The sequence below is a fragment of the Flavobacterium sp. genome (assembly GCF_036782315.1).
Classification (GTDB): domain Bacteria; phylum Bacteroidota; class Bacteroidia; order Flavobacteriales; family Flavobacteriaceae; genus Flavobacterium.
On sequence record NZ_DAIPZK010000003.1, the window covers coordinates 1 to 25256 of the forward strand.

22 protein-coding genes, 1 tRNA gene and 1 pseudogene are annotated in these 25256 nt (G+C 33.3%); 11 read left to right on the forward strand and 13 right to left on the reverse strand.

Going from position 1 to position 25256, the window contains the following annotated elements; all coding sequences use genetic code 11:
* Positions 1-776: 776 nt before the first annotated feature.
* Complete coding sequence (locus V7P59_RS03715; protein WP_333808826.1) at positions 777-2009, reverse strand: ABC transporter permease; 1233 nt, start codon at positions 2007-2009, stop codon at positions 777-779.
* An 11-nt stretch (positions 2010-2020) separates the two neighbouring features.
* Here V7P59_RS03715 and V7P59_RS03720 point away from each other — a divergent pair, with 11 nt between their 5' ends.
* A complete protein-coding gene (locus V7P59_RS03720; RefSeq protein ID WP_333808827.1) occupies positions 2021-3250 on the forward strand; it encodes an exo-beta-N-acetylmuramidase NamZ family protein in 1230 nt (409 codons plus the stop codon).
* Between the two features lie 157 nt (positions 3251-3407).
* On the opposite strand, the gene V7P59_RS03725 is transcribed toward V7P59_RS03720, so the two are convergent.
* Positions 3408-3905, reverse strand: coding sequence for a YkgJ family cysteine cluster protein (locus V7P59_RS03725; protein WP_213242419.1), 498 nt, complete (start codon positions 3903-3905; stop codon positions 3408-3410).
* Positions 3906-3975: 70 nt separating this feature from the next.
* On the opposite strand from V7P59_RS03725, the gene V7P59_RS03730 reads away from it, so the two are divergent.
* Entirely contained in the window at positions 3976-4680 is a 705-nt protein-coding gene (locus V7P59_RS03730) for a class I SAM-dependent methyltransferase (RefSeq protein ID WP_333808828.1), read from the forward strand.
* A gap of 39 nt (positions 4681-4719) precedes the next feature.
* Here the strand turns inward: V7P59_RS03730 and V7P59_RS03735 are convergent, their stop codons facing one another.
* Complete coding sequence (locus tag V7P59_RS03735) at positions 4720-5097, reverse strand: energy transducer TonB (RefSeq protein WP_333808829.1); 378 nt, start codon at positions 5095-5097, stop codon at positions 4720-4722.
* A 4-nt stretch (positions 5098-5101) separates the two neighbouring features.
* Positions 5102-5734: a 7-carboxy-7-deazaguanine synthase QueE gene (locus tag V7P59_RS03740; RefSeq protein WP_333808830.1), complete on the reverse strand. Its 633-nt coding sequence runs from the start codon at positions 5732-5734 to the stop codon at positions 5102-5104.
* Between the two features lie 141 nt (positions 5735-5875).
* On the opposite strand from V7P59_RS03740, the gene V7P59_RS03745 reads away from it, so the two are divergent.
* Genes V7P59_RS03745 through V7P59_RS03760 form a run of 4 tightly spaced genes read left to right on the forward strand, consistent with a single transcriptional unit; the run spans position 5876 to position 8413 of the window.
* On the forward strand, positions 5876-7393 hold the full coding sequence (locus tag V7P59_RS03745) for a helicase HerA-like domain-containing protein (RefSeq protein WP_333808831.1): 1518 nt from the start codon (positions 5876-5878) through the stop codon (positions 7391-7393).
* Positions 7393-7761: a DMT family protein gene (locus V7P59_RS03750; RefSeq protein WP_333808832.1), complete on the forward strand. Its 369-nt coding sequence runs from the start codon at positions 7393-7395 to the stop codon at positions 7759-7761. The genes V7P59_RS03745 and V7P59_RS03750 overlap by 1 nt, the downstream gene beginning before the upstream one ends.
* Positions 7761-8051, forward strand: a complete 291-nt coding sequence (locus tag V7P59_RS03755) for a GIY-YIG nuclease family protein (RefSeq protein WP_133610448.1) — start codon at positions 7761-7763, stop codon at positions 8049-8051. Before V7P59_RS03750 ends, V7P59_RS03755 begins: the two co-directional genes overlap by 1 nt.
* The gene (locus tag V7P59_RS03760; RefSeq protein WP_333808833.1) at positions 8048-8413 is read left to right on the forward strand and encodes a cupin domain-containing protein; all 366 of its coding nucleotides are present in this window, start codon (positions 8048-8050) and stop codon (positions 8411-8413) included. Before V7P59_RS03755 ends, V7P59_RS03760 begins: the two co-directional genes overlap by 4 nt.
* Here V7P59_RS03760 and V7P59_RS03765 read toward each other — a convergent pair.
* The 3 genes from V7P59_RS03765 to V7P59_RS03775 form a co-directional block, all read right to left on the reverse strand.
* Positions 8410-9630 (reverse strand): hypothetical protein, encoded by a 1221-nt coding sequence (locus tag V7P59_RS03765; RefSeq protein WP_333808834.1) that lies wholly within the window; start codon positions 9628-9630, stop codon positions 8410-8412. The genes V7P59_RS03760 and V7P59_RS03765 overlap by 4 nt on opposite strands.
* Positions 9614-12121: a DUF2339 domain-containing protein gene (locus V7P59_RS03770; protein WP_333808835.1), complete on the reverse strand. Its 2508-nt coding sequence runs from the start codon at positions 12119-12121 to the stop codon at positions 9614-9616. The genes V7P59_RS03765 and V7P59_RS03770 overlap by 17 nt, the downstream gene beginning before the upstream one ends.
* A gap of 88 nt (positions 12122-12209) precedes the next feature.
* Positions 12210-13550, reverse strand: coding sequence for an FAD-dependent oxidoreductase (locus V7P59_RS03775; RefSeq protein WP_333808836.1), 1341 nt, complete (start codon positions 13548-13550; stop codon positions 12210-12212).
* A gap of 151 nt (positions 13551-13701) precedes the next feature.
* On the opposite strand from V7P59_RS03775, the gene V7P59_RS03780 reads away from it, so the two are divergent.
* The 4 genes and pseudogenes from V7P59_RS03780 (at position 13702) to V7P59_RS03795 (ending at position 17541) form a co-directional block, all read left to right on the forward strand.
* The gene (locus tag V7P59_RS03780; protein ID WP_333808837.1) at positions 13702-14337 is read left to right on the forward strand and encodes a flavin reductase family protein; all 636 of its coding nucleotides are present in this window, start codon (positions 13702-13704) and stop codon (positions 14335-14337) included.
* Positions 14337-14468 (forward strand): annotated as a pseudogene (locus V7P59_RS03785) (DUF2256 domain-containing protein); the annotation flags it as partial. The gene V7P59_RS03780 and the pseudogene V7P59_RS03785, both read left to right, overlap by 1 nt.
* Before the next feature lie 247 nt (positions 14469-14715).
* Positions 14716-16008 carry a DASH family cryptochrome gene (locus tag V7P59_RS03790; protein ID WP_333808838.1) on the forward strand — a complete coding sequence of 431 codons (1293 nt, stop codon included), beginning with the start codon at positions 14716-14718 and terminating at the stop codon, positions 16006-16008.
* Entirely contained in the window at positions 16009-17541 is a 1533-nt protein-coding gene (locus tag V7P59_RS03795) for a cryptochrome/photolyase family protein (protein ID WP_333808839.1), read from the forward strand.
* A gap of 37 nt (positions 17542-17578) precedes the next feature.
* Here the strand turns inward: V7P59_RS03795 and V7P59_RS03800 are convergent, their stop codons facing one another.
* The 4 genes from V7P59_RS03800 to queA form a co-directional block, all read right to left on the reverse strand.
* A complete protein-coding gene (locus V7P59_RS03800) occupies positions 17579-18655 on the reverse strand; it encodes an agmatinase family protein (RefSeq protein WP_333808840.1) in 1077 nt (358 codons plus the stop codon).
* 97 nt (positions 18656-18752) lie between these two features.
* Complete coding sequence (locus tag V7P59_RS03805) at positions 18753-20843, reverse strand: T9SS type A sorting domain-containing protein (protein WP_333808841.1); 2091 nt, start codon at positions 20841-20843, stop codon at positions 18753-18755.
* 78 nt (positions 20844-20921) lie between these two features.
* The gene (gene kynU / locus V7P59_RS03810; protein WP_333808842.1) at positions 20922-22205 is read right to left on the reverse strand and encodes a kynureninase; all 1284 of its coding nucleotides are present in this window, start codon (positions 22203-22205) and stop codon (positions 20922-20924) included.
* A 126-nt stretch (positions 22206-22331) separates the two neighbouring features.
* Positions 22332-23381 (reverse strand): tRNA preQ1(34) S-adenosylmethionine ribosyltransferase-isomerase QueA, encoded by a 1050-nt coding sequence (gene queA / locus V7P59_RS03815; RefSeq protein ID WP_333808843.1) that lies wholly within the window; start codon positions 23379-23381, stop codon positions 22332-22334.
* Between the two features lie 155 nt (positions 23382-23536).
* Between queA and V7P59_RS03820 the strand changes: the two genes are divergently transcribed.
* Positions 23537-23610, forward strand: a tRNA-Pro gene (locus tag V7P59_RS03820).
* A gap of 6 nt (positions 23611-23616) precedes the next feature.
* On the opposite strand, the gene aroA is transcribed toward V7P59_RS03820, so the two are convergent.
* Positions 23617-24873 carry a 3-phosphoshikimate 1-carboxyvinyltransferase gene (gene aroA / locus V7P59_RS03825; protein WP_333808844.1) on the reverse strand — a complete coding sequence of 419 codons (1257 nt, stop codon included), beginning with the start codon at positions 24871-24873 and terminating at the stop codon, positions 23617-23619.
* The gene (locus V7P59_RS03830; protein ID WP_333808845.1) at positions 24873-25199 is read right to left on the reverse strand and encodes a DMT family transporter; all 327 of its coding nucleotides are present in this window, start codon (positions 25197-25199) and stop codon (positions 24873-24875) included. The genes aroA and V7P59_RS03830 overlap by 1 nt, the downstream gene beginning before the upstream one ends.
* Between the last annotated feature and the right edge of the window lie 57 nt (positions 25200-25256).

Here is a 25256-nt window from a genome sequence, read left to right on the forward strand (position 1 = left end):
GGGTGCAAAAGTAGAAATCTTTTCGCTAATCGCAAGCCTTTTGCAATCTTTTTTTTGTGTTTTTTTTCATGTTTTTCTTAACGTTCTGATAATAAGGATTTAATATAGGAAAGTTTTTTTAGGATTTAACCACTAAGGACACAAGGGAAGCACTAAGCGCACAAAAGAAGGGTCTTTGAATGTTGAATGAGGATTAACGAATTTTGAATGGGGAAGTTTTCAAATATTGTGGTTACATCCCCCTAGCCCCCTTCAAAGGGGGAATTCTTTCTACAAATATAATAGTGTAATTCAGTATTCAGCTGTGGGCTTAACTGCGTTAAGCCATAGCCTGCTGTGCAGGAGATTCCTACTTCGGCGGAATGACAACTCGCAGGTGCGAGAAAAATTCTTTACTTATATAAAAGTGGGTTGGCGGGTAGATAAATTAGATGCAACATCCCCCTAACCCCCTTCGAAGGGGGAATTACTTTACTATATATAATAATGTAATCGGTTTTCAGTTGCAGGCTTAACTACGTTAAGCCATAGCCTGCTGCGCAGGAGATTCCTACTTCGGCGGAATGACAGCTCGCAGGGGCGAGGGAGGATGGCTCGCGGTGCGAGCCAGTGGGATGGTTATATGGAATACTATACACCTTGTCTAGCCCCGATGGGAGCGGCATCCTTTTATAAACCTGACAGGTTTTTGAAAACCTGTCAGGTTTATAAAAGATATAGCGGACAGCGGGACTATTAGTCTTTATGGAATGCGAAATGGCTGCTTCTAAAAAAAACTAATCGAAACGTATTGCTTTTACTGGTGAAATTTTGGTGATAATATAGGATGGAATTAATAGTACCAATAAACAAACGATTACAGTTCCAATATTTAATAATGTGATGTGGAGTAAATTGATGCTTACTGGCGCTTCGTTTACGTAGTAGTTTTCGGGATTGAGTTGGATTACTCCGAAGAATTTTTGAATTAACAATAGAGAAATTGCGATTAGATTTCCCCAAAACAAACCGCGGGCGATTAAATAGAAAGCGTTATAGAGGAATATTTTTCGGACATTCCAGTTGTTAGCACCCATAGCTTTTAGAATTCCGATCATTTGGGTGCGTTCTAAAATTAGAACTAATAATGCGACTACCATGTTGATGGTTGCTACGACAATCATTACGATTAGAATAACCAAGATGTTAAAATCGAACAATTTTAGCCATTCGAAAATGCTGTAGTACTTTTCTTCGATGGTGATACTATTATAGGTAGGCGGAATTTCTTTGTACACTTCCTCGCCTTTCTCTTTGATTTTTGAAAAATCGTCTACGAAAACCTCGAACGCACCGACATCTGTTGGTTGCCATTTATTAATGAGTTGCACGTGGCGAATATCACCTATTATATAAGTAGCATCAAATTCTTGAAAACCTGAGTTGAAAATTCCGGTAATTAAGAAGTTTCTTTTGTTAGGAAGTTTTCCGTTGTCTTTCATGAAGAAAGTTAAGAACTTATCACCTACTTTTAAATGAAGACGCTTTGCTAAGTATTCCGAAATCAAAACTTCGGTATTTAATTCGGATTTTAGATTTGGAATTTTACCGTCGATCAAATATTCTTCTAAATTGGTAAAATTATAATCTTTTCCAACACCTTTATATATGATTCCTTCGAAAGCTTTCTCTGTGCGAATGATTCCGGCTTTACTTGCTACAGCTTGCACATGATTTATTCCTTCTACATTTTTGAATTTTGGATAAAAACTTTGCTTGATGGAAATCGGTTCAGTGGTGACTTGCGATTGATTATCGTCGAAATTTGAAATAATAATGTGTCCGTTGAAAGCCGAAACTTTCTCACGAATTTTATCTTGAAGTCCAACACCTGTGGCCACTGCCATAATCATCATAATAATTCCGATGGCAATTGCCGTAATCGCAATTTTTATAATTGGCGAAGAAATACTACTTTTATAACTTTTAGCAGCAATTAGTCTTTTGGCTATGAAATATTCTAAATTCAAGATATTCTAATATGAAAATTGAGTTCAAAAATACGTTTTTATTTATTTCTATACTATTAATTTTAGTTGGATGTTCAACAACAAAAAACAATGTAGTTTCAAATACACACAAAACACCCCACCCTTCGGGCACCCCTCTAAAAGAGGGGAAATTCAAAACCGGAGCCGAAAATTTTGAAAGTTATTTGCCTCTGTTGAAAGAAAAGCGTGTTGGAATAGTTACGAATCAGACCGGAATTCTTTCGAAAGAGAAGCATTTGGTTGATTTTTTAATCGAACAAAATATCAATCTTCAGAAAATTTATGCACCTGAACACGGTTTTAGAGGAACCGCTGATGCTGGCGAATTAATCATTGACGGAAAAGACACCAAAACAAATTTACCGATTATTTCTCTTTACGGAAACAACAAAAAACCAAAACCTGAGCAATTAGAAGGAATTGATATCTTGGTTTTTGATTTACAAGATGTGGGCGCGCGATTTTACACTTATATATCGTCATTGCATTATGTAATGGAAGCTTGTGCTGAAAACAATATTCAGCTTTTGGTTTTAGACCGACCAAACCCGAATGGAACTATTATTGATGGTCCAATTTTAGAAAAAGAGCACAAGAGTTTTGTTGGGATGCATGAAATTCCGGTTTTGCATGGGATGACAATTGGCGAATATGCAAAGATGATTAACGGAGAAAAATGGCTGAAAGATGGTTTACAATGCGATTTGAAAGTAGCGCCTTGTTTGAACTATTCGCATGATATGAAATATAGCTTACCTGTGAAGCCTTCGCCAAATTTACCAAACGATCAATCGATTAATTTGTATGCGAGTTTGTGCTTTTTTGAAGGTACAAATGTAAGTTTAGGTCGCGGTACCGAAAAACAATTCCAAATTTACGGTTCGCCATTTTTACCTGAAAGTGAATTTGATTTTAGCTTTACTCCTAAACCAAATTTTGGCGCAAAAGACCCAGTTCATAATGGAAAGTTATGTTTTGGCGAAGATTTAACCGAAATTAGAAAAGTACACCGATTAGAATTAAAATGGTTATTGAAAGCTTACGAAAACACATCGGACAAAACCGTTTTCTTCAATGATTTCTTCACCAAGTTAGCCGGAACCAAAAAACTCCGTGAACAAATTGAAGCCGGAATGACCGAAAAAGAAATTAGAAAAACTTGGCAAGAAGGTTTGGAACAGTTTAAGGAAGTGAGAAAGAAGTATTTAATTTATGAGTGATGATGGGTGTTTGATGATGGGTGATGGATGATGGAAGCTGGAAGCTGGAAGTTAAAAACACAAATTTGACTCCGTCGAACTAAAGTTTCACAAATTAGTACGAATCAAAAGATGAGATTCCTAACGGAATGACAAGATTGTGAAAACTGAACACTTTTTAAAGAGGCAACTTCTCCTTCATTTTCTCCACAATATTATAAGCTGCTGGACAAATCGCTACATTTTTCAGAGTTAAATCTGAGATTTGTTGGAATTTCTTTCTGTCGGTATGTGGGAATTCTCGGCAGGCTTTTGGACGGACATCATAGATGAAACATTTGTTATCGCTATCTAAAAACGTACACGGAACACTTTTTAACACATAATCGTTGTCTTCATCAATGCGAAGATACTGGTCAATAAACTGCTGTGGTTTTTGACGGAAACTCTTTGAAATTCGTTCAATATCGGCCGACGTAAATAACGGTCCAGTTGTTTTGCAACAATTGGCACACTCTAAACAATCCGTTTTTTTGAATTCGGCATCGTGTAAATCTTGCATTACATAATCCAAATTCTTAGGTGTTTTCTTTTTTAGCTTGTCAAAATACTTTTTGGTTTCGTTATGCGTATCTTTGGCAAGTTTTCCGAGTTCGTTTAAATTTGGCTTTAGCATTTTATAGATTTTCTTCTGCAAAGTTAAACAACTTTTAAACTCCTAAACCTTTAAACTTTTAAACTTTTTTATGAAAGACCTTTTCGGAAAAGCCATTTTAGACTATCAAACCAATAATTCTCCCGAAGATTTAATCACCGAAACTTCTATTTCGGAAGCAGATGAAATGAGCGTTGCCTATTTGTTTCGTGATTATAAAGACATGCCAAAATTGGAACAAAAAGCGTTACAATTAGCAAAAGGAAAAATCTTAGACGTTGGTTGCGGGGCAGGAAGTCATGCTTTGTATTTACAAGAAAAAGGTTTTGATGTTACGGCAATTGATATTTCAGAAAATGCGATTAAAGCTTGTGAGTTAAGAGGTGTGAAAAACTGTAAAGTTTCGAATGTATTGGATTTAGATACTTCTGAAAAATTCGACACCATTCTACTTTTGATGAACGGAACCGGAATTTTCGGGAAAATGAATCAGATTTCGAAGTTCTTACAAAAATTGAAATCACTTTTAAATGATGGCGGAGAAATTTTAATTGATAGTTCGGACTTAATTTATATGTACGACCAAGACGAAGATGGTGCTTATGAAGTTCCAGCGAATGGTTATTATGGCGAATTAACTTTTACTATTCGATATAAAGGTGAAACCGAAGACACTTTTGATTGGTTATATTTGGATTACAATACACTACAAAATGCAGCAATTGCTAATGGTTTGGAATGCGAATTGATTTTAGAAGGTAAACATTTTGATTATTTAGCGAAGCTATCTTTATAAAAACAAAAATCCCAAAATTATCGATTTGGGATTTTTTATTTATTTAAATGTCAAAGGCATTTTTAAGTTTATACTTACTGCTTTTCCACCTCGTGTTGCAGGTTGCCATTTTGGAGCTTTTCGTAAAACCCGAATCAATTCAATTGCTGAATTTGTTCCTACATCTCGTAACACCTTAATGTTTTTCACTTCTCCATTTTCGTTGACTGTAAATTCAAATATCAATTGTCCTTTCTTCTCTACAGTTTTAATATCAAAATTAGCAACTATATAATCATAAAACTTCTCAACTCCACCATTTTGAAATTTAGCGTCAATAAAATCGCCACCTAAATATACTTCATCTTCTCCACCTAATTGAGAAAAACTTAAATTAGAAAAAAGAACAAAAACAGCTAGCAGTATAAACTTCTTCATATAATTAAGGAATATTTAAATATTTATGGGTTTGTAACGAAACTCTCCATTTCGGATTGTTCATCACATAATCAACAATTAATGGTGTCATTTCTTCTTTTTTGCTCCACTCAGGTTGTAAGAATAAAATCGCGTTTGGATTTACTTTAGCCGCTTGTTCTTCGGCAAAAATGAAATCGTGTTTATTGTAGATGATTACTTTTAATTCATGAGCCATATCGTAGGCGCTTTGAACTGGTAATTTATTTTTCTTTGGAGATAAACAAAACCAATCCCAAGTTCCTGTCACTTCATAAGCTCCCGAAGTTTCGATATGTACTTTTAAATTTTGATCTTTTAATTTTGAAGTCAATAACGTCATATCCCAAGTCAAAGGTTCGCCACCTGTTACTACAACGGTGTCAGCGTATTTTTTGGCATTGGCAACAATTAAATCGGTATAGGTTGGAGGATGTAATTCTGCATTCCAACTTTCTTTCACATCGCACCAATGACAACCTACATCGCAACCACCAATTCTAATAAAATAAGCTGCCGTACCTGTATGATAACCTTCACCTTGAATTGTGTAAAACTCCTCCATTAAAGGCAACATTTCGCCTTTTTCAACCGCTAATTGTACTTCTTTCTGTAACATTTCAAATAAAAATAGTGGGCAAAGATACAACTTGGAAGTTAGAATTTTGAAATAAGAAGTCAGAATTTTGAAATTGTACTTGTCATTGTCCTTGAAATTTCCTTCGATTTTAACTACATTTGAAATTCAAAACACATCAAAATGAGTAAGACTAACGATTTTATTAAACATATAAATGACGGATATACTTGTAAAGGTGAATTCATTACATTAGGTGGTGGAATTTTAGATGGTGAAGCCGTTCCAAATACCCATGTTAATATTCCATTAAAAACCTTAAACCGTCACGGATTAATTGCAGGAGCAACGGGAACGGGAAAAACCAAAACCATCCAAGTATTATCTGAACAATTATCGCAAAATGGCATTCCAGTTTTGATGATGGATATTAAAGGCGATTTTTCTGGAATTGTTATGCCTGGCGAAGAAAAATCGTTTATTACAGAACGTCATGCTAAAATTTCGATTCCATACGAAACGAAAGGGTTTCCAGTAGAATTAATGACAATTTCAGAGCAAAATGGAGTTCGATTAAGAGCTACGGTTTCTGAATTTGGACCGGTTTTATTTTCTCGAATTTTAGATTTGAATGACACGCAATCTGGTGTTGTTTCGATCATTTTTAAATATTGTGATGATAACAGTTTGCCATTATTGGATTTAAAAGACTTTAAAAAAGTATTACAATACGCAACCGAAGAAGGAAAAGCCGAATTTGAAGCGGAATACGGAAGAATTTCGACGAGTTCAACTGGTTCGATCTTGAGAAAAATCATCGAGTTAGAACAGCAGGGTGCCACTTTGTTTTTTGGTGAAAAATCATTCGATATTCAAGATTTAATGCGAATTGACGAAAACGGAAATGGTTATGTAAACATCATTCGTTTAACCGATATTCAAGACAAACCAAAATTATTCTCAACTTTCATGTTGAGTTTATTAGCCGAAATTTATAATACCATGCCTGAACAAGGCGATGCTGGACGACCAGAATTAGTGATTTTCATTGACGAAGCGCATTTGATTTTTGACGAAGCAAGCAAAACATTATTGAATCAAATTGAAACGATTGTGAAATTAATTCGTTCGAAAGGAATTGGAGTGTATTTCATAACGCAAAATCCGATGGATGTTCCTTCTGGAGTATTGGCTCAATTAGGTTTAAAAATTCAGCATGCTTTGAGAGCTTTCACGGCAAACGACAGAAAAGCGATTAAAATGACAGCTGAAAATTATCCTGATACCGCTTTTTATGAAACAGATGAAGTTTTGACTTCGTTAGGAATTGGAGAAGCCTTCGTAACTGCATTAAGCGAAAAAGGAACACCAACACCTTTAGTTGCTACCATGATGCGAGCTCCCATGAGCAGAATGGATGTTTTAACAGAAAATGAAATTGAAGCCAGCATAGCAAAATCAAAACTAGCGAAGAAATATAATGAGGTTTTAGACCGTGATAGCGCTTACGAAATGCTTAATAAAAAAATTGCCGAAGCACAAGAAGTCGCAGCCGAGCAAGAAGCCGAAAAACCAACCCGAAGAGTAAAAGAAGAACCAAGTACCGCTGAAGTTATTGGTAAATCTGTAACTAAAGTAGTAACAAGTGCTAGTTTTATTCGAGGAGCATTTGGCTTACTAATGAAAATGCTGAAAAAATAATGAAAGGATTTATTACCATAGGATTACTCATACTTTCTAATGTTTTCATGACATTGGCTTGGTATGGACATTTAAAATTTAAAGAATTAAAATGGTTCGAAAATGCAGGATTAATTACTGTTGTTTTAATCAGTTGGGGATTGGCTTTGTTTGAATATTTTTTTCAAGTTCCGGCTAATAAAATTGGTTATGAAGGCAATGGCGGACCCTTTTCATTAATGCAATTAAAAGTGATTCAAGAAGTGATTACGTTAGTCATTTTTGTGATTTTTTCTTTGCTTTTCTTTAAAAACGAAACATTCCGATGGAATCACGCAGTTGGTTTTTGTTTTTTAGTTTTAGCGGTTTATTTTATTTTTAAGAAGTAATGAAAATTATATATAAAATCACTTATCCAAACGGGAAAATTTATATTGGAAAAGATTTAACGAACAGCATTAACTATTTTGGAAGCGCAAATAGTAGATTAATCGAAAAAGATTTTACTGATGAAGAGCGAGATGACTTTACTATTAGAAGACAAATTATTTGGAAATCTGAAATAGCTTCTGATAAAGAAGTAAATGAAAAAGAGGTTGAATTTATTATTAAATATAACTCTAACAATCCTGAAATTGGTTATAATCAATGGCCAAAATTTAAAAACACTAATCCATGAAAAAATATTTTATTCAAAAAACACCTTTTGTAGTTCCAACGACTGATGGTAAATTGATTGAAGAGCATCACGGATTGGCAACCACAAATAATTCAGCCATTTCAATTGCGCACATGATTGCGCCACCAGGTTGGAGCGAACCTTTTCAAACTCCAGAATTTGATGAATATACTTATATCATCAAAGGAAAAAAGCAATTTATAATCGAAGATGAAACAGTAGTTTTAGAAGCTGGTCAATCGATTAAAATTGAGAAAAATACAAGAGTTCAATATTCTAATCCTTTTGATGAAGCTTGTGAATATTTAGCGATTTGTACTCCAGCTTTTGATTTTGACAAAGTTCATAGAGAAGAAAATTAATCCTTCTTTTCTACATCTTTCAATAATCCAAAAGCAAAATAAGCAATAATCAATCCTGCTAAAATTATTGCCATCCACAAAAACCATTTGGTTTGCCAAAAATTTTGAATTTGCTGTTCATTTGATAATTTCTCAATTGGCTTGTAATTTTCAATAGCAACTACTTCTAACAATTCATTTTCCTTAGGAAGGAAATTTACAATATCGTAATTGGGTTTATCTAATTTATTGGAAACTGTAATTTCATATTTTTTGCCTTGTTCAAGTTTGGCTAAAAGGTATTTTGGTGTTTGAAATAATTGTACTTTTTCAATTTCTAGTGGAGGATTATCTTGGTTATCTATTTCTATCAAAATTTGTTTTTCGAAAATTTCAGGAAATTCAAAACTAGTTTTCATTTTCGAATTCAATACAAAAGTAAAGAGCTCCTCTTGATATTTTTCTGTTTTATTTTTTACTTTTCGTTCTCGATTAACTAAAATTCGAGCTGTTCTAAAATACAAATCAGAACGAATATCTAAATCTAATCTTGAAATTAACTTTGGTTTTTCGAATGAAATTAAAATCAACGATTTCTTTTTTGAATTATCTGTTATGCTTTTTTGATTGAAATTTTTCAATTCTAATTGCGCCACATAATTAACTTTCGATTGATAAATTCCGAAATTCTTGCATTCAATAGGTAAACTAACTTTATCGTTAAAATCCAATTTCAAAAACTTGTAATTGTTTAATGGCAACACAATTGCTTTTTCAACTTGTTGTGATTTTGGATCAACCAGATTATTTAATAAATGATTTTGAACCAATCCAAACCATTCTTTTCCATCGTTACTTCCAAAAACATTAACTGATTTTGAAACTGAAGAATTAGAAATTGTAATAAATAATTCGTTCAACTGTTGTTGATTTACATTAGAAATTACAATTGAAGTTATAGAATCATTTTTAGTTTTAGAAACCAATGGAAAACTAATAAATGATTTTTTTATTGTTTCAGGAATCGAATACAGCGCATACGGAACTTCAGTTCTTGACTTTACATTAGCAATTCTAATGTAATCGGTGTTATTTTCTGCTTCTGAAATAACTTCAGGAGAAAGCAAAACCAGTTGTAAACCTGTTTTTTTTACGTTATTAATTTCACCAATTGTAGCCTCTTGAGCATTTATGAATTGGACTAAAAAAAGTACTACTAAACTAATTACTTTCTTCATTTGAACTAGTATTTTGAGATTCATCCACCACTAATTTTTTGATCTTTTGATACACAAACGAGATAATCAAAATTAGCACTCCTAACAATATAAACGCAATAATTTTGCCAGTTTCAGAAACGTTATTAATGTCGTAAAGGAATAATTTCACAATGGTTAATCCTAATAAGGAAAGCGCAATAATTCGCAATTGTTTCCATTGTTTTCTAATTCCGAAAATCAATAATGCAAACGATAAAATTCCCCATAAAATAGGATAACCAATTTTAATTACTTGAACTTTTATTACGTTTAATTTATCTTGTACATTGTATTCATTCATTCGGAACGTTTCTTTTGGTAAATCGGAACCTTTGAAATCTTCATCAATTTGTTTTAAAATGGTTGCCGAATCAACAGCAAATAAATTATGTACAATTAATTCGTTGCTCAAAATATAAACGCCACAAAAAACTAACATCCATAACGCAATTTTAGATTTCAAAAAATCAACATGAGCTTTATTCAAAATCTGATTGGCTAAAATTGTTACATAATAAATTAAACAAGCCAAAATAATGTAATGGAAATAAAATGCTATTGATGAATTCCAGTTTTTGGTGATGTTCCAAAGTATTTCTTTTGAAGGAATATTATACCACCAAACCACATATAAAGTAATATTAATCATCGCTAGAATGGTTGCTAATTTTTGCACCAATTCTTCTTTTGATTGTATTCCGAAGAAAATAAAAACCGTACTAAAAATGAAATGATACCCAACCGATAATGATAATGCTGATGAAGAATTCTCTACATATTGTCCTGATTGATGGATAATTTCAAAAATACCAACGAAATAACCAAGGATTAAAGCAACCCAAATAATACCATTTCGATAAAAAACAGAATCAAAATCAATTTTAAAAATGGTTGTCGATTCGTTTTCTTTTTTTAGCAAGAAATAGGTTCCTATCAAAGATGCCAAAACTACAATTCCGGTAATGAATATTGGATTCAATACAATTGATAGTTCGGTGTTTGAAAAACGATATTGCTTGTCCCAATCGATAATCAAACTAATAATCGATAAAAACTGAACTACCATACCGCCTAATTTAAACAAACTAATTTTTGATTTTTGCGATAACCAAAACAATAAAACAGCTTCGGCAGCCCAGAATAACGTTATTTGATTGCCTTCAAATTGAATTGGAATGGTTAAAGTAACAAACGTTAGTACCAAACCAATTAACAAGTACACTGCATTTTTATCCAATCCAAATTTCTTGAATAAAATAGTAGCGTAGATTAAATTGTAAATAGCTAATGATAACGTGAACAATCCTTTAAATTCGATTCCCCAATTGTGTAAAATTCCCATACCTAAACCAAAATACACAAAAGTATTAGCCACAACCATGAAATAGTCTAAAGTGGAAAATTCACCTTTTCTTCTCACATTATTCAATACTACTACAATACTGAAAATAAAATAATATAACGAAGCAAAGGTCAAAGCGCCTTGATGTGGTAATTTATCCGCATACAATTCTTTGTAATACCAAGAAGAAAACAATAAATAGGTAAATACAAAGGATAAGATAGTAACTATATTCCATTTTTTATAATAGGCAATTCCAAGAATTCCTATGTTTAAAATAGCGATATAAGTAAATAAAACAATATAATTTCCTGCTCCAGTACTAACCATAAACGGAACCGCAAAACCACCAATTAATGACAAAATAGCTAATTCTTGTCGATCATAATTTACAGAAACAAACGAACTAAAAGCGGTAATTACAACCATTATAGCAAACGCAACCGTTTGACTAAACAAATGATAATCATGAAAAGCTATCGCAATCGTAAAATAAAAAATACTAATTGCGCCTGCTACCATTACAGAACTAAATGCTTTGTAATTTTTTCTCAATTTGTGAGCCACTCCCATAACCAACGAACCAGCTAAAATTCCGATTCCTACACGAGCCGTTTCATTAATCCAATCTTTATCGATGGCATATTTTACAAAGAAACTAATTCCTAAAACCAAAATTAAAATACCAATTTTATTGATTAGGTTTTCACCAATGAATTTCTCTAAATCGGGATTATTTTCTTTGAAAGTTTCAAACCATGATTTCTCTGGCTCTTTTGTTTGAATAGGCTCAACAATGGGTATTTGTTGTCTAATTTCTTCTTTGATTTCTGTTTTAATAGGTGCAGCAACTGGAACAATTTCAGGTGTTTTTTCAATAACCTCAATAGGTTTTTCAATTATTTTTTCTTCCGCAACTGGCTTAGAAACCGAAACAGTTTCTTTACGAATTTCTGGAGCAACTTTTGAAATATCTTGAACTGATTTTGAATTCAATTCATTCTTCAATTCATTAATTTTTTCGTGTAAACGATAAACAGTGTCTTGAAGTTGCTGAAATTTTGAATTAAAACTAGTTAATAGTACAATAACAATAACCAAAATGGCAATTAATAAAATAGTATCCATGAGAGCGAATATTTTGTCTAACTCAAAGATAAGCTATTTTGTAAGAAAAAAATCCAAAACACATTTTTTTGAGATTTGGATAGTGTTTTTATTGAAGTAATTCTAATATTTTATTTTCAACTTGGGTTGAATCCCATATTTCTTCTATATTTTCCATTTTTAAAACTTCTTGCATAATTTCATTTTGGAAATCACCAATTGCCATAGCTTCTGAATAAGGTTGTAAGCTGAACGTTACTCTACTATATAAAGGCATCCATTTCTCAGGATGTTTATCGGAAAACCATTTTTCAATTTTCTTTTGTAATAGAAATTTTTCATCGGCCGTTTTAGTACTCATTTCTACAAAATTTCTTCTCGAAAGTTCTGCAATGGCATCTGCATTTGGTTTTCTTGAAATTTCGTAGGCTTTGAAAATTTGATTCCAATCATCACCATATTGTTCCATCATTTCATTTAAAATGGTGATATCTTCAAAACCGGCATTCATTCCGTGACCATAAAACGGTACAATTGCATGTGCCGAATCGCCAATTAAAGCCACTTTATCTTCAAATGTCCAAGGAAAACATTTCATAATTGCCAGGTAACTCGTAGGATTTTTAAAGAAATCACGAACTAAATCTGGAATTACCTCTTTTGTGTCTGGAAAATATTTTGCAAAAAAATCAACCAAAGAAGTTTCATCATTTAACGATTCGAAAGAATTTTCACCTTCAAATGGCATGAATAAAGTACAAGTAAACGTTCCATCTAAATTAGCTAATGCCATCAACATGAAATTTCCCCTTGGCCAAATGTGCAATGAATTTTTATCAATTTTATGCGAGCCATCTGCATTAGCTGGAATATGCAATTCTTTATAACCAATTTCCATGAATTCTTGCGAATAATCAAACATCGATTGACGTTGCATTCGGTGTCTAATTCTTGAAAAAGCACCATCAGCTCCAAAAACTTTATCGTATTTTAATTCAGACCATGCTCCTTGTTCGGTTTCACCTTCATACAAAGTAGCTGTTGCTAAATTGATATCCCAAATTTTTCTTTCAAAAAAGAACTCTACTCCCTCTGCTTCAGCCAAATCGACCATTTTTCTATTTAAAACGCCTCTTGACAATGAAAAAATAGCTTCACCTTCCTTCCCGTAATATTGATAATTCAACTTTCCATCTTGCAAATGAATGGCTCTTTTATCCACTGGAATTCCAATTTTTCGAATTTCTTCATCTAAACCAACATCTTTCAAAGCTTTCCATCCACGATCTGACATTACCAAATTAATGGAACGACCTGAAAATTGAATCGTACGTATATCAGGACTTCGATCATAAACATGAACAGTATGACCAGCTCTTTTTAAATAGATTGCCAATAAAGTTCCTACTAATCCAGAACCTACAACAGCAATTTTTTGTGGCGTTTGCATGAAGATTTTTGTAAAAATTTGGACTGCAAAAATACATAATTATAAAATTTAATCCCTGACTTTTATCAGTTTTTTCATGTTGAAGATTATTTTTTGTTTAATTATTTTTATTTTTAGTTAAACAAAAGTATCTTTGAATAAAAAAATTGCCGTGAAAAAAATTACTAAAGAAGACATAACTCAAATGTCAAAAGTCCCTCGATTAAACCTTGTCAACTGTGTTACGGGTTATAAATCAGCAAATTTAATTGGAACCATTTCAACAGAAGGTGTTTTAAATGTTGCTATTTTCAGTAGTGTTACGCATTTAGGAAGTGAACCACCACTATTAGGATTTATTTTAAGACCAACAACTGTTCCAAGAGATACTTATAAAAACCTCAAGGAAACAGGATATTTTACTGTAAATCACATAACAGAGGAAATGATTGCCGATGCACATCACACCTCTTCAAGTTATGAAGAGCACATTTCAGAATTTGACAAAACCAATTTAGACCCAGAATTTATTGATGATTTGAAGGTTCCTTTCGTAAAAGGAAGTCCAGTAAAATTATTGTGCAAATATGTAAACGAGTACAAAATTGAAGAAAACGATTGCATTCACATTATTGCATCAGTTGAAACCATTTATGCCGAAGAAAAACTTTTTCATGATGACAATTGGATGCAATTAGACAAAGGAAATGTTATTGCGATTAACGGTTTAGATGGTTATGCTGTTCCAAAATTAACAGATCGATTTCATTATGCAAGACCAGATAAACCAACTACTTCGATGTTATAATGGCGCATAAAAAAGTAAATCTTCCCAAAAAAATATGTAAAACCTGTAACCGTCCATTTTCTTGGCGAAAAAAATGGGAGAAAAATTGGGAAGAAGTTATGTATTGTAGTGATAAATGTAGAATGAATAAAAATTTCAAAAATCAAGTTCAAGGGAAATCCCGAAGTTTCGGGACAAAATCAAACAATTAAATAAGGAACACAGATTTAAGAAATAAGAGAAATCTTTAAAATCTTTTATGAATTAATAAAATTAAACCTTCACGACTTAGCGTCTTTGCGAGCAAAAAATAATGATGTTCAGACTATCGGATATTCAGAAAATGAAACGTAAACCATTTGAAAATTCAAAATCTGAAAATCTAAAATCTAAAAAATTATGAACGGATTACTATGGTTTAGAAATGATTTGCGCACGATTGACAATCATTCGTTGTACAATGCGTGTAGAGAAAATGAAAAAGTAATTGGTATTTATTGCCTAGATCCAAGACATTTCGAAACAACCCAATATGGTTTTAAGAAAACAGAAAAATTTAGAACCCAATTTTTTCTGGAAACTTTAACCGAATTACAACAAAATTTAGCTGAGAAAAATATCACATTATTAGTTTATTACGGTTATCCCGAACAATTAATACCAGAAGTAGCGGCAAAATATCAAATTGATACGATTTACATCCAAAACGAATGGACGCAGGAAGAAGTAGATGTTGAAACTGAAGTTCGAAATCTCATTCCAGCGGTGAATTGGAAAACGTATTACGATCAGTTTTTATTTCATCCGGATGATGTTCCGTACGACGATTGGGAGAAAATTCCAGAAGTTTTTACGGAGTTCAGAAAGCAATTGGAAAAGAAAATTCGAGTGCGACCAACCGTTTCCATCTCAGCAAAACCAATTTCTAATCTAATTGAAGAAAAAACTAATATTCCAACTTTGGAAGATTTAGGATTTGATGAGTTTAAGCAACCCAATAAAACCGCTTTTCCTTTTAAAGGTGGCGAAAATCAAGCTAAAAAAAGAATCAAAGAATACTTTTGGGATACCAAAAAACTTGCGGTTTACAAAAAAACTCGTAATGGTTTGGTGGGAAAAGATTACAGTTCAAAACTTTCGGCTTGGTTAGCAAATGGAAGTATTTCGGCACGAATGATTTATTGGGAAGTACAACAATTTGAGAAGAAAATTGTCAAAAACGAAGATACCTATTGGTTGATTTTCGAGTTGATTTGGCGCGATTATTTCAAATACATTTCGCTAAAACACGGCAACAAAATTTTTCAATTGAACGGTATTTTACAAAAAGAATACCATTGGAACCAAAATACCAAAGCTTTTAATCAATGGATAAACGGAACTACACCTGAACATTTCGTGAATGCTAATATGATTGAATTGCAGAAAACGGGTTGGATGAGTAATCGCGGTCGTCAAAATGTAGCAAGTTACTGGGCGAAAGAATGGGAACAAGATTGGCGCATTGGCGCAGCGTATTTTGAAAGCATGTTGATTGATTACGATGTTCACAGCAATTATGGCAATTGGATGTATAATGCTGGTGTTGGAAACGATCCAAGAGATAGAAAATTCAACATCAAACGTCAAGCGGAAATGTACGATGGCGATGGTAAATTTCAAAAAATGTGGTTAATTCCTGAATTATTTTAAATGAAAACACTTCGATTACTTTTGGGCGACCAACTCAATTCGGAACATTCTTGGTTTCAAGAAGTTAATTCGGATGTGATTTATGTAATGGCAGAAATGCGTCAGGAAACGAATTATGTGAAACATCACATTCAAAAAGTCGTGGCATTTTTTCTTTCCATGCGAAATTTTTCGGAAAAATTGACAAAACGAGGTCATCAAGTGGTTTATTATAAAATTTCGGATTCCAATAATCCTCATAATTTAGAACAATTGATTTTTATTTTGGTTGAAGAACATAAAATCGAGCAATTTGAATACCAATTATCTGATGAATATCGTTTGGATGAACAACTAAAATCCATTTGCGAAAAACTTGTTATTCCAACAAAAGCAGTTGATTCCGAACATTTTTATACTTCCAGAAATGAATTATCGGATTTTTTCAAAGGGAAAAAGCAACTTTTGATGGAAAGTTTCTATCGTATGATGCGAAAAAAACACGATGTTTTGATGGTCGGTGATCAACCGTTAGATGGAAAATGGAACTTTGACCATAACAACCGTAATCAATATAAAAACGAAGTTCCGATTCCGTTTCCTTTGGAATTTCATCAAAATGTAAGTGAACTTGTTGCCGAAATTGAAAGTCAAAACATCATCACTTTTGGAAGCATTGATAGAGAAAATTTCAATTGGCCGACTTCCAGAAACGAAAGTTTGCAATTGATTGATTATTTCTGTGCGCATTTGTTGGCGCATTTTGGAACATATCAAGATTCCTTATTTTCTGGACACAAATTTTTGTTTCACTCGCGTTTGTCTTTTGCGATGAATTCTAAAATGATAAGTCCGAAAGAAGTGGTGGATGCGGTTATTTCGTATTATTATCAAAATCAAGAAACGATTGAATTGGCACAAGTAGAGGGTTTTGTGCGACAAATTATTGGTTGGCGCGAATATGTTAGAGGAATTTATTGGAAAGAAATGCCCAATTATGCCCAAATGAACGCCTTAGAAAACTACAATCCGCTACCTGATTTCTTTTGGACTGGAAAAACCAAGATGAAATGCCTACAACATTCGATTTCCCAAAGTTTATCGGAAGCGTATGCTCATCATATTCAACGTTTGATGGTTATTGGCAATTTTTCTTTGTTAGCCCAATTGCATCCTGATGAAGTTGACGCTTGGTATTTAGGCGTTTACATTGATGCTATTGAATGGGTTGAAATGCCCAACACACGCGGCATGAGTCAATATGCGGATGGCGGTATTGTGGCTACAAAACCTTATGTTTCTTCGGGAAGTTACATCAATAAAATGAGTAATTATTGCGGCAGTTGTCATTACAACGTAAAAAAGAAATTGGGCGAAAAAGCCTGTCCGTTTAATAGTTTGTACTGGCATTTTTTAGATGAGAAAAAACAACATTTTGCCAATAATCAAAGAATGAGTATGATGTTAGCCTTACTAAGAAAAATGAAACCAGAAGAATTAGCGGCTACGAAAGAAAAAGCGATTTCGATTTTGGAGGATATCGATAACTTATAAAAAAACCGAAGCTTTTTGAAACTTCGGTTTTTGCAATTTACTTATTAAACTTAATCTTATTCCCTACATTCATTTTTTGAGATTTGGCAAAAGCGCCACACATGTGAAACAACATTCTTGCCCCTACGTTTCCATCCCAGTCGTCATCGCCTGGTGCTACTTCAACTAAATCAAATCCGATGATTTCTTTATTGGTTTCCGCTAAGCGACTGAACAAATAAGCGGCTTGCTCAAATGAAAATCCGCCCGGAACTGGAGTTCCTGTATTTGGGCAATACCAAGGATACATACCGTCAATATCAAAAGAAATACAAACCTTTTCTGGTAACGATGCGATAATTTGATCGCATTGTTGTTGCCAAGTTTTGCCTTCGAAAGCTTCTTGTTTTAAATCACTATCGGTATGAACTAATACTCTATCTCTCAAAGCTACTTCTACTTCTTGCTCACAAAAATCGCGAATTCCTACTTGAACAATTTTAGAAATTTGCGGAATTTGTAACGCATTATACATAATAGAAGCATGCGAATACGTGAATCCTTCATAAGCAATTCGTAAATCCATGTGCGCATCTAAATGCAAGATTCCGAAGTTATCGTATTTGGTTGCTAAAGCTTGGTAATATCCTAAGGGTGTTGAGTGATCGCCACCTAAAAGCACTACTTTTTTTCCTTTATTCATCCAATTTAGCGTTTGCTCACGAACAGCTTCCACCATATCAGAACACGCATAATTAATTTCTTCCAAATCTTTCATTAACGAAGGATGTTGGTCTAATATCATTCCACTTTCTAAGGCTTTGATGATTGGAGCCGCTTGCTTTTTAAATTTTTTAGACTTCTTTTTTAACTCTTTTGCTGGTTTGTCTATATAAATTCCTAATTTCCATAATTCAGGAAATTCTTGATGATTCAAATCTACTTGAAAAGAAGCGTCTAAAACAGCATCTGGACCTTTTGAAGCTCCTGCACCATAACTCACTGTAACTTCCCAAGGCACTGGAATTACAATAATTTCACTTTGCTCTGCCGAAAATGGCAAACCAAAAATAGTAGCATCTGCCAACCCGGGTTGGGATGGATCAAAATTTTCTAAAATTTGTTCTTTCGTCATGATTTCATGTAATTCGGTTATACAATACAAAGATAATTCATTTTAACAAAAAAAGCCGAACAAGAATGCTCGGCTTTTGTTATTTATTTGAAATTTATTATTGCTTCACAAATTTATGAGATGCTTTTGCATTGATAAAATAAACCACATAAACACCATTTGCTAAATTTGAAATATCAATTGTTGATTCATTTGTAATAAGATTTTTACCTATCACTTTTTGACCTAGCATATTATAAACTTCAATTTCTTCATTTTCAAAATTATCTCCTTTGATTGTAATTGTAGTTGATGCAGGATTTGGATAAATACTGAAATTATTTCTCACTACATCATTAACGCCTAAACTTGCTTGAACCACCAAGTTAAAATTACAATTCACTGAAGTTCCGCTTGTAGCAGTCATAGTAATTACATGTGTTCCAACTCCTACAACGGTTCCAACAGCCGGACTTTGAGTTACAACAGCATCACAATTTGAATTAATAGCATTTGCTAAAGTAGCAAAACTTGGTATTGTATAATTTCCTAAACCATCAGCTGTTACAGTTTGTGTTCCTGGGCAGTTTATTCTTAGTGGAATTGCTGGCATAACATAACCTGCAGCCGTATATTTTTCAGTCATTACTTTAATATCCGCACAACTATAATTCATATTAATTGCAGCTTGTCTTACAGCAATTGCTGCATTTTGTTGATTTGTTGAACTGTTAGTTAAAGCTAATCCTTCTAAGAAAGCTTTATCGGTTTTAGTTCTTCCTAAAACATCCCATATTTTCATATTTACGGTTGACCAAATTTGCCCATCCGTATGAATTTGTCCTACTAAACCTCCAGGATAAATAGGAGCATAATTAGTTGTTCTTCCACCCCAACAAGGATTGTGTCCATCCCAATTAAACATCCAATGATAAGCTGCATCAGCAGTGGTCCATTGATTTGGTAGTGCTCTACTATTAGACTGCGCCCAATAATCACCACTTCCTTCACTTAGTCCATTTACTTGAGATAATGAACCTCCAGTTACCCAATCATGTAGTCCATGTCCAAGTTCGTGCCAAATTACATCACCATCTTCACCATCATCAACACAACCTTCTCCAAAAACTAATCTTCCAGCTGAATAATAGGAATTATCTGCACCATTTACTCCAGACGGATCAAACCATAGAATCCCTCCATTAGTCAACGGACGGCAATTTACTCCCAAAGTTTCATTGATATATCTTAAATTATTATCAGTATGATAAAATACATTAGCAGCCTCAAAACCATCTGCATTTCTAGTAAATAAGAAATTTGGATTAGCTTGAGTAAATAGTCCTTTGTTAGGATTTTCTATATTTTTTATTTCTACATAAGAACTTTTAAGTAAATAAGTACCCGCAGTATTGTCAACTTGTGGAAGATTTACTAATACTCTTTGTGCATTTAACTCAGCTGTATCTGTATCACCTTGACCACTTCCATCCACATAATTTCCGCCATATGCCACTCTAGCAGAAGATAATGGATCTGATAAAAATACCATTGCAGTTCCCGACTCAAATGCAAGTGTTGAATTAGTTGTTTTTGGCATAAAATATTTTGCAGTTCCAGTGGTTTGAGACTTATGTTGATGATTAGTAACACACTCCGAACCACAGTAAATAGCAATATCTTTAACACTCAAAATTGCCCCATTCATAGCGTCTACAATTACTTCCCAAGTTCCTGGCATTTCTTCAAAACTTGTTAATGTTCTGTATACTAGTTTTGTTTCTTCTAATTTATTATATACGAATAATTTAGACTCTTGTAAGGTAACCATTCCGGATACTCCAATTTCTTTATCTGCAATTTCAATTGCTCTCTCTTTAGAAATTTGAGGTGTGGTATTAATTCTAACAAGTTCTTTAGTAATGTTATGATCTGAGAAAGAGATTTCTCCTGAAGGATTAAAATGGATAACAATTTCTGTATCAAAAACAGGAATATTATTAACCATTTGTTGAAAACGCAAGGTTTCTCCAGATATACTTTTACGAACAAAACGTAAATTAATATCGGAATCCGAATTAATTTTTAATTCTTTTAGATTGGATTTAATCCACTGCCTCGCAGCAGCTTCTTTTTCAGAAACTTGCGCAAATACTAACTGAAAAGCTCCAGTAAGGCATAACGTTAAAGTAAGTAAAGTTTTTTTCATTTTTTTATGATTTTGATTTTAAGGTTATTACAAATAAACCAAAAAAATATCACAAAACATAAAAAAATGTTAAAAAAATTATTTTTTATCTAAGATTAGTTGTTTCAATATTTGTCCAAAATCATACATATCTTCAAAAGAACAATAGAAAGGTGCTGGTGCTAAGCGAATAACATTGGGTTCTCTCCAATCTGTTATAACGCCATTTTTCATTAACCTTTCAAACAATTCTCTTCCTTGACCGTGAAGGTAAACTGACAACTGACAGCCTCGTTCTTCTTGATTTGATGGTGTTAAAATTTCGAAATCGGCCCCTTCCAATTCTTTATCAATTTCATGCAGAATAAACTCTAAATATGCCGTAATTAAATTTCGCTTGGTAATTAATTTATCCATTCCAACCTCAGCAAACATTTCAACAGAAGCTAAATAAGGAGCTAGAGATAAAATAGGTAGATTACTCACTTGCCATCCATCCGCTCCATGAACCGGATCAAAATCGGGTTCCATTTTGAACCTTCTTTCTTTATTATGACCGTACCAACCCGCAAAACGTTTTAATTCTTTATCGTTATGATGCTTTTCATGAACAAAAAATCCTGAAGCGTTCCCTGGTCCTGAGTTCATATATTTATAACTGCACCAAGCGGCGAAATCTACATTCCAATCGTGCAATTCTAATTTAATATTTCCGGCAGCATGAGCTAAATCCCAACCAACATAAGCACCATACTTTTGTCCGGCAGCCGTGATGGTTTTCATATCAAACACTTGACCAGTATAATAATTTACTCCACCAATTAAAACTAAGGCTAATTCATTTCCAACTTCATCAATTTTTGCTAATATATCTTCTAAACGAATATTTGCTTCTCCTTCTCTACGTTTGATTTCAACAATAGCATCTTTTGGATCAAAACCATGAAATTTCACTTGACTTTGAAACATGTATTGATCGCTAGGAAAGGCTTTTTCTTCACAAATTATTTTGTATTTCTTTGCAGTTGGATTGTAAAAAGAAACCATTAACAAATGTAGATTCACAGTTAAGGTATTCATAACACCCACCTCTGTAGGTTTTGCTCCAACAATTTCACTTAAAGGCACAGCAAAACGTTCTTGATAATCCCACCAAGGTTTATCAGCATAAAAATGACCTTCTACTGCTAAATTTGCCCAATCGTTCATTACTTCATCCACATAAGATTTTGTTCTTTTGGGTTGAAGTCCAAGAGAATTTCCTGTAAAATATATGACTTGTTTTCCGTTTACATGAGGAAAATAAAATTCATCTCTGTATTTTCTCAATTCATCTTGAGCATCTAAACTTTTTGCAAATTCGCGAGTATTTTCAAAAATCATTTGTTTGGTTGTTTGATTAGCAAAAGTAATTAAAAGTTAGCAGGTGTCCAACTTTAAATATTCGGTAGCATTGCATTAAGACAGAATAAAATAAAAAACCCCAACCTTTCGATTGGGGTTTAGAAATTATATAATTAACATCGCGTCTCCGTAAGAATAAAAACGATATTTTTCTTGAATTGCTTCCTTGTAAGCTTTCATCATTAAATCATGACCACAAAAAGCAGATATCATCATTAATAAAGTTGATTTTGGTGTATGAAAATTAGTAATCATACAATCTGCAATGCTAAAATCGTAAGGTGGATAAATGAATTTATTGGTCCAACCTACATAAGGATTTAATGTCTTTTGAGATGAAACTGAACTTTCCATAGCTCGCATAGAAGTTGTTCCTACACAACATACCTTTTTCTTTTTAGCCTTGGCATTATTCACAATATCACAAGCTTCCTGAGAAATAATCATTTCTTCTGAATCCATTTTGTGTTTTGATAAATCTTCAACTTCAACCGGATTAAAAGTACCAAGACCTACGTGTAGTGTTACTTCAGCAAAATTTATCCCTTTAATTTCTAGTCGTTTTAATAAATGCTTCGAAAAGTGTAAACCAGCAGTTGGAGCTGCCACAGCACCTTCTTCTTTTGCATAAATTGTTTGGTAACGTTCTGCATCCTCGGGTGTAACTTCGCGGTTAATGTATTTTGGAATCGGAGTTTCTCCTAATTCTACTAATTTTTCTCTGAATTCTTCATAAGAACCATCGTATAAGAAACGTAATGTTCTACCACGAGAAGTAGTATTGTCAATTACCTCAGCTACTAACGAATCATCATCACCAAAGTATAATTTGTTTCCAATACGAATTTTACGAGCTGGATCAACTAAAACATCCCACAAGCGCTGTTCAGCATTTAGTTCTCTTAATAAAAAAACTTCGATACGAGCACCGGTTTTTTCTTTATTTCCGTATAAACGTGCTGGGAAAACTTTTGTGTTATTTAACACCATAACATCGCCATCATCAAAATAATCGATAACATCTTTGAATAATTTGTGCTCAATAGTGCCAGTTTTTCTATTTACTACCATTAAACGAGACTCATCTCTGTTTTCAGTTGGAAACTCGGCTAGTAATTCTTCAGGTAAATTGAAATTGAAATGAGATAATTTCATTTTTTTTAGTTTAAAAGTTTAAGGTTTAAAAGTTTAAAAAAGGATTTAAACTTGAAAACAAGCCTGCAAATATACAATCTGCATATAGGGGTTGTCAAGTAAATTGAGATTTATTTTTATAAATCTAATCAAAGTTATTATTTTTGCAACAGTTTCGGGATGTAGCGCAGCCTGGTAGCGTACTAGCATGGGGTGCTAGGGGTCGCTGGTTCGAATCCAGTCATCCCGACTTTATTTAAATTTCTTTAATAGAAAATCCTACTTTTTTCAAATCTTCCCAAAAGTCAGGATAAGATTTAGAAACCACCTCTGCTTCATTAATTTGTATTGGAACTTTCAAAGCTAAAGGAGCAAAAGCCATAGCCATTCTGTGATCTTGATAGGTAACAATTGCAATATTATCGTTGATGCTATTTGAATTTTCCAAAGTCAAACTGTCATTAGTAATTGAAACTTTCGCTCCTAATTTTGTTAACTCAGTTTTTAATGCTTCTAATCTATCGGTTTCTTTTATTTTTAAAGTATGTAAACCAGTTAAATGACACCCCATTCCTAATCCAAAACAAGTTACAGCAATAGTTTGGGCAATATCGGGAAAGTTGTTGAGTTGTGAATTGCAACTTGCGAGTTTCGAGTTATGAATTCTCTTTTTTGAAATCGAGATTGAATTATCTGGATTAAAAGTAGTTTCAACTCCAAAATCTTGATAAATATTTACTAAAGCGCTATCTCCTTGCAAGCTATTTTCCTTATAACTTGAAAGTGTTACTTGGAAACCAATGTCTGACAGGGCAACAATGGAATACCAATAAGATGCTGATGACCAATCGGATTCAACTGTTATTGGGTGATGGGCTATAAGTGATGGGTGATGAGCGACTTTGATTGTATTGTTTTCAAATGAAGTCTTTACTCCTATTTCATTTAACAAAGCCAACGTCATTTTAATATAAGGCACAGATGTAATTTCGCCTTCCAAAGTTAATTCCAAACCATTTTCTAATTTGGGTGCAATTAACAAAAGTGCTGAAATATATTGACTACTTACATTTGCTGGAAGTGATACTTTTTTTTGAGTCAACTTTTTCCCTCTAATTCGAATTGGTGGAAAACCTTCATTTTCTTCATACGTAATTTCGGCTCCTAGTTGATTTAAAGCTTCAACCAAAATTTTAATTGGGCGTTCTTTCATTCGAGACGAACCAGTTAAAACAACTTCATTTCCTTCTTGAATAGAAAAATAAGCCGCTAAAAATCGCATGGCTGTTCCTGCGTGATGCACATCTATTATTTGGGTGATGGGTGATGGGTGATGGGTGTTGGTTAATGCTTTCAACATCACTTCAGAATCATCTGAATTAGAAGTATTTTCAATATTTAGATTAGAATATAAAGCTTGCAATAGCAATAATCTATTAGTCTCTGATTTACTACCAGTGATTTTGATGGATGATGGATGCTGGATGCTGGATGATTGAAGCAACAAATTCATTATTTCGTAACCATTTTTAATCCGACAATGGATAAAATTAATGTTGTGATGAAAAACACGCGCCAAAAAGTTGCGGGTTCTTTAAAAACAATGATTCCTACTAAAACACTTCCAACCGCACCAATTCCTGTCCAAACCGCATAAGCCGTTCCGATAGGCAATTCTTTGGTTGCTTTCACTAACAATATCATACTGATAGAAAGGCATACCAAAAAACCTCCGTACCAGAGTAAAGAAGTATTTCCTGAAGTTTCTTTTGCTTTTCCAAGACAAGTTGCAAAACCTACTTCGAATAAGCCTGCTATTATGAGTAAAATCCAGTTCATATTTTGAAGGTAAAAGGTGATGGGTTAAAGGTTAAGTTTAAAATCAACAAGTGACCT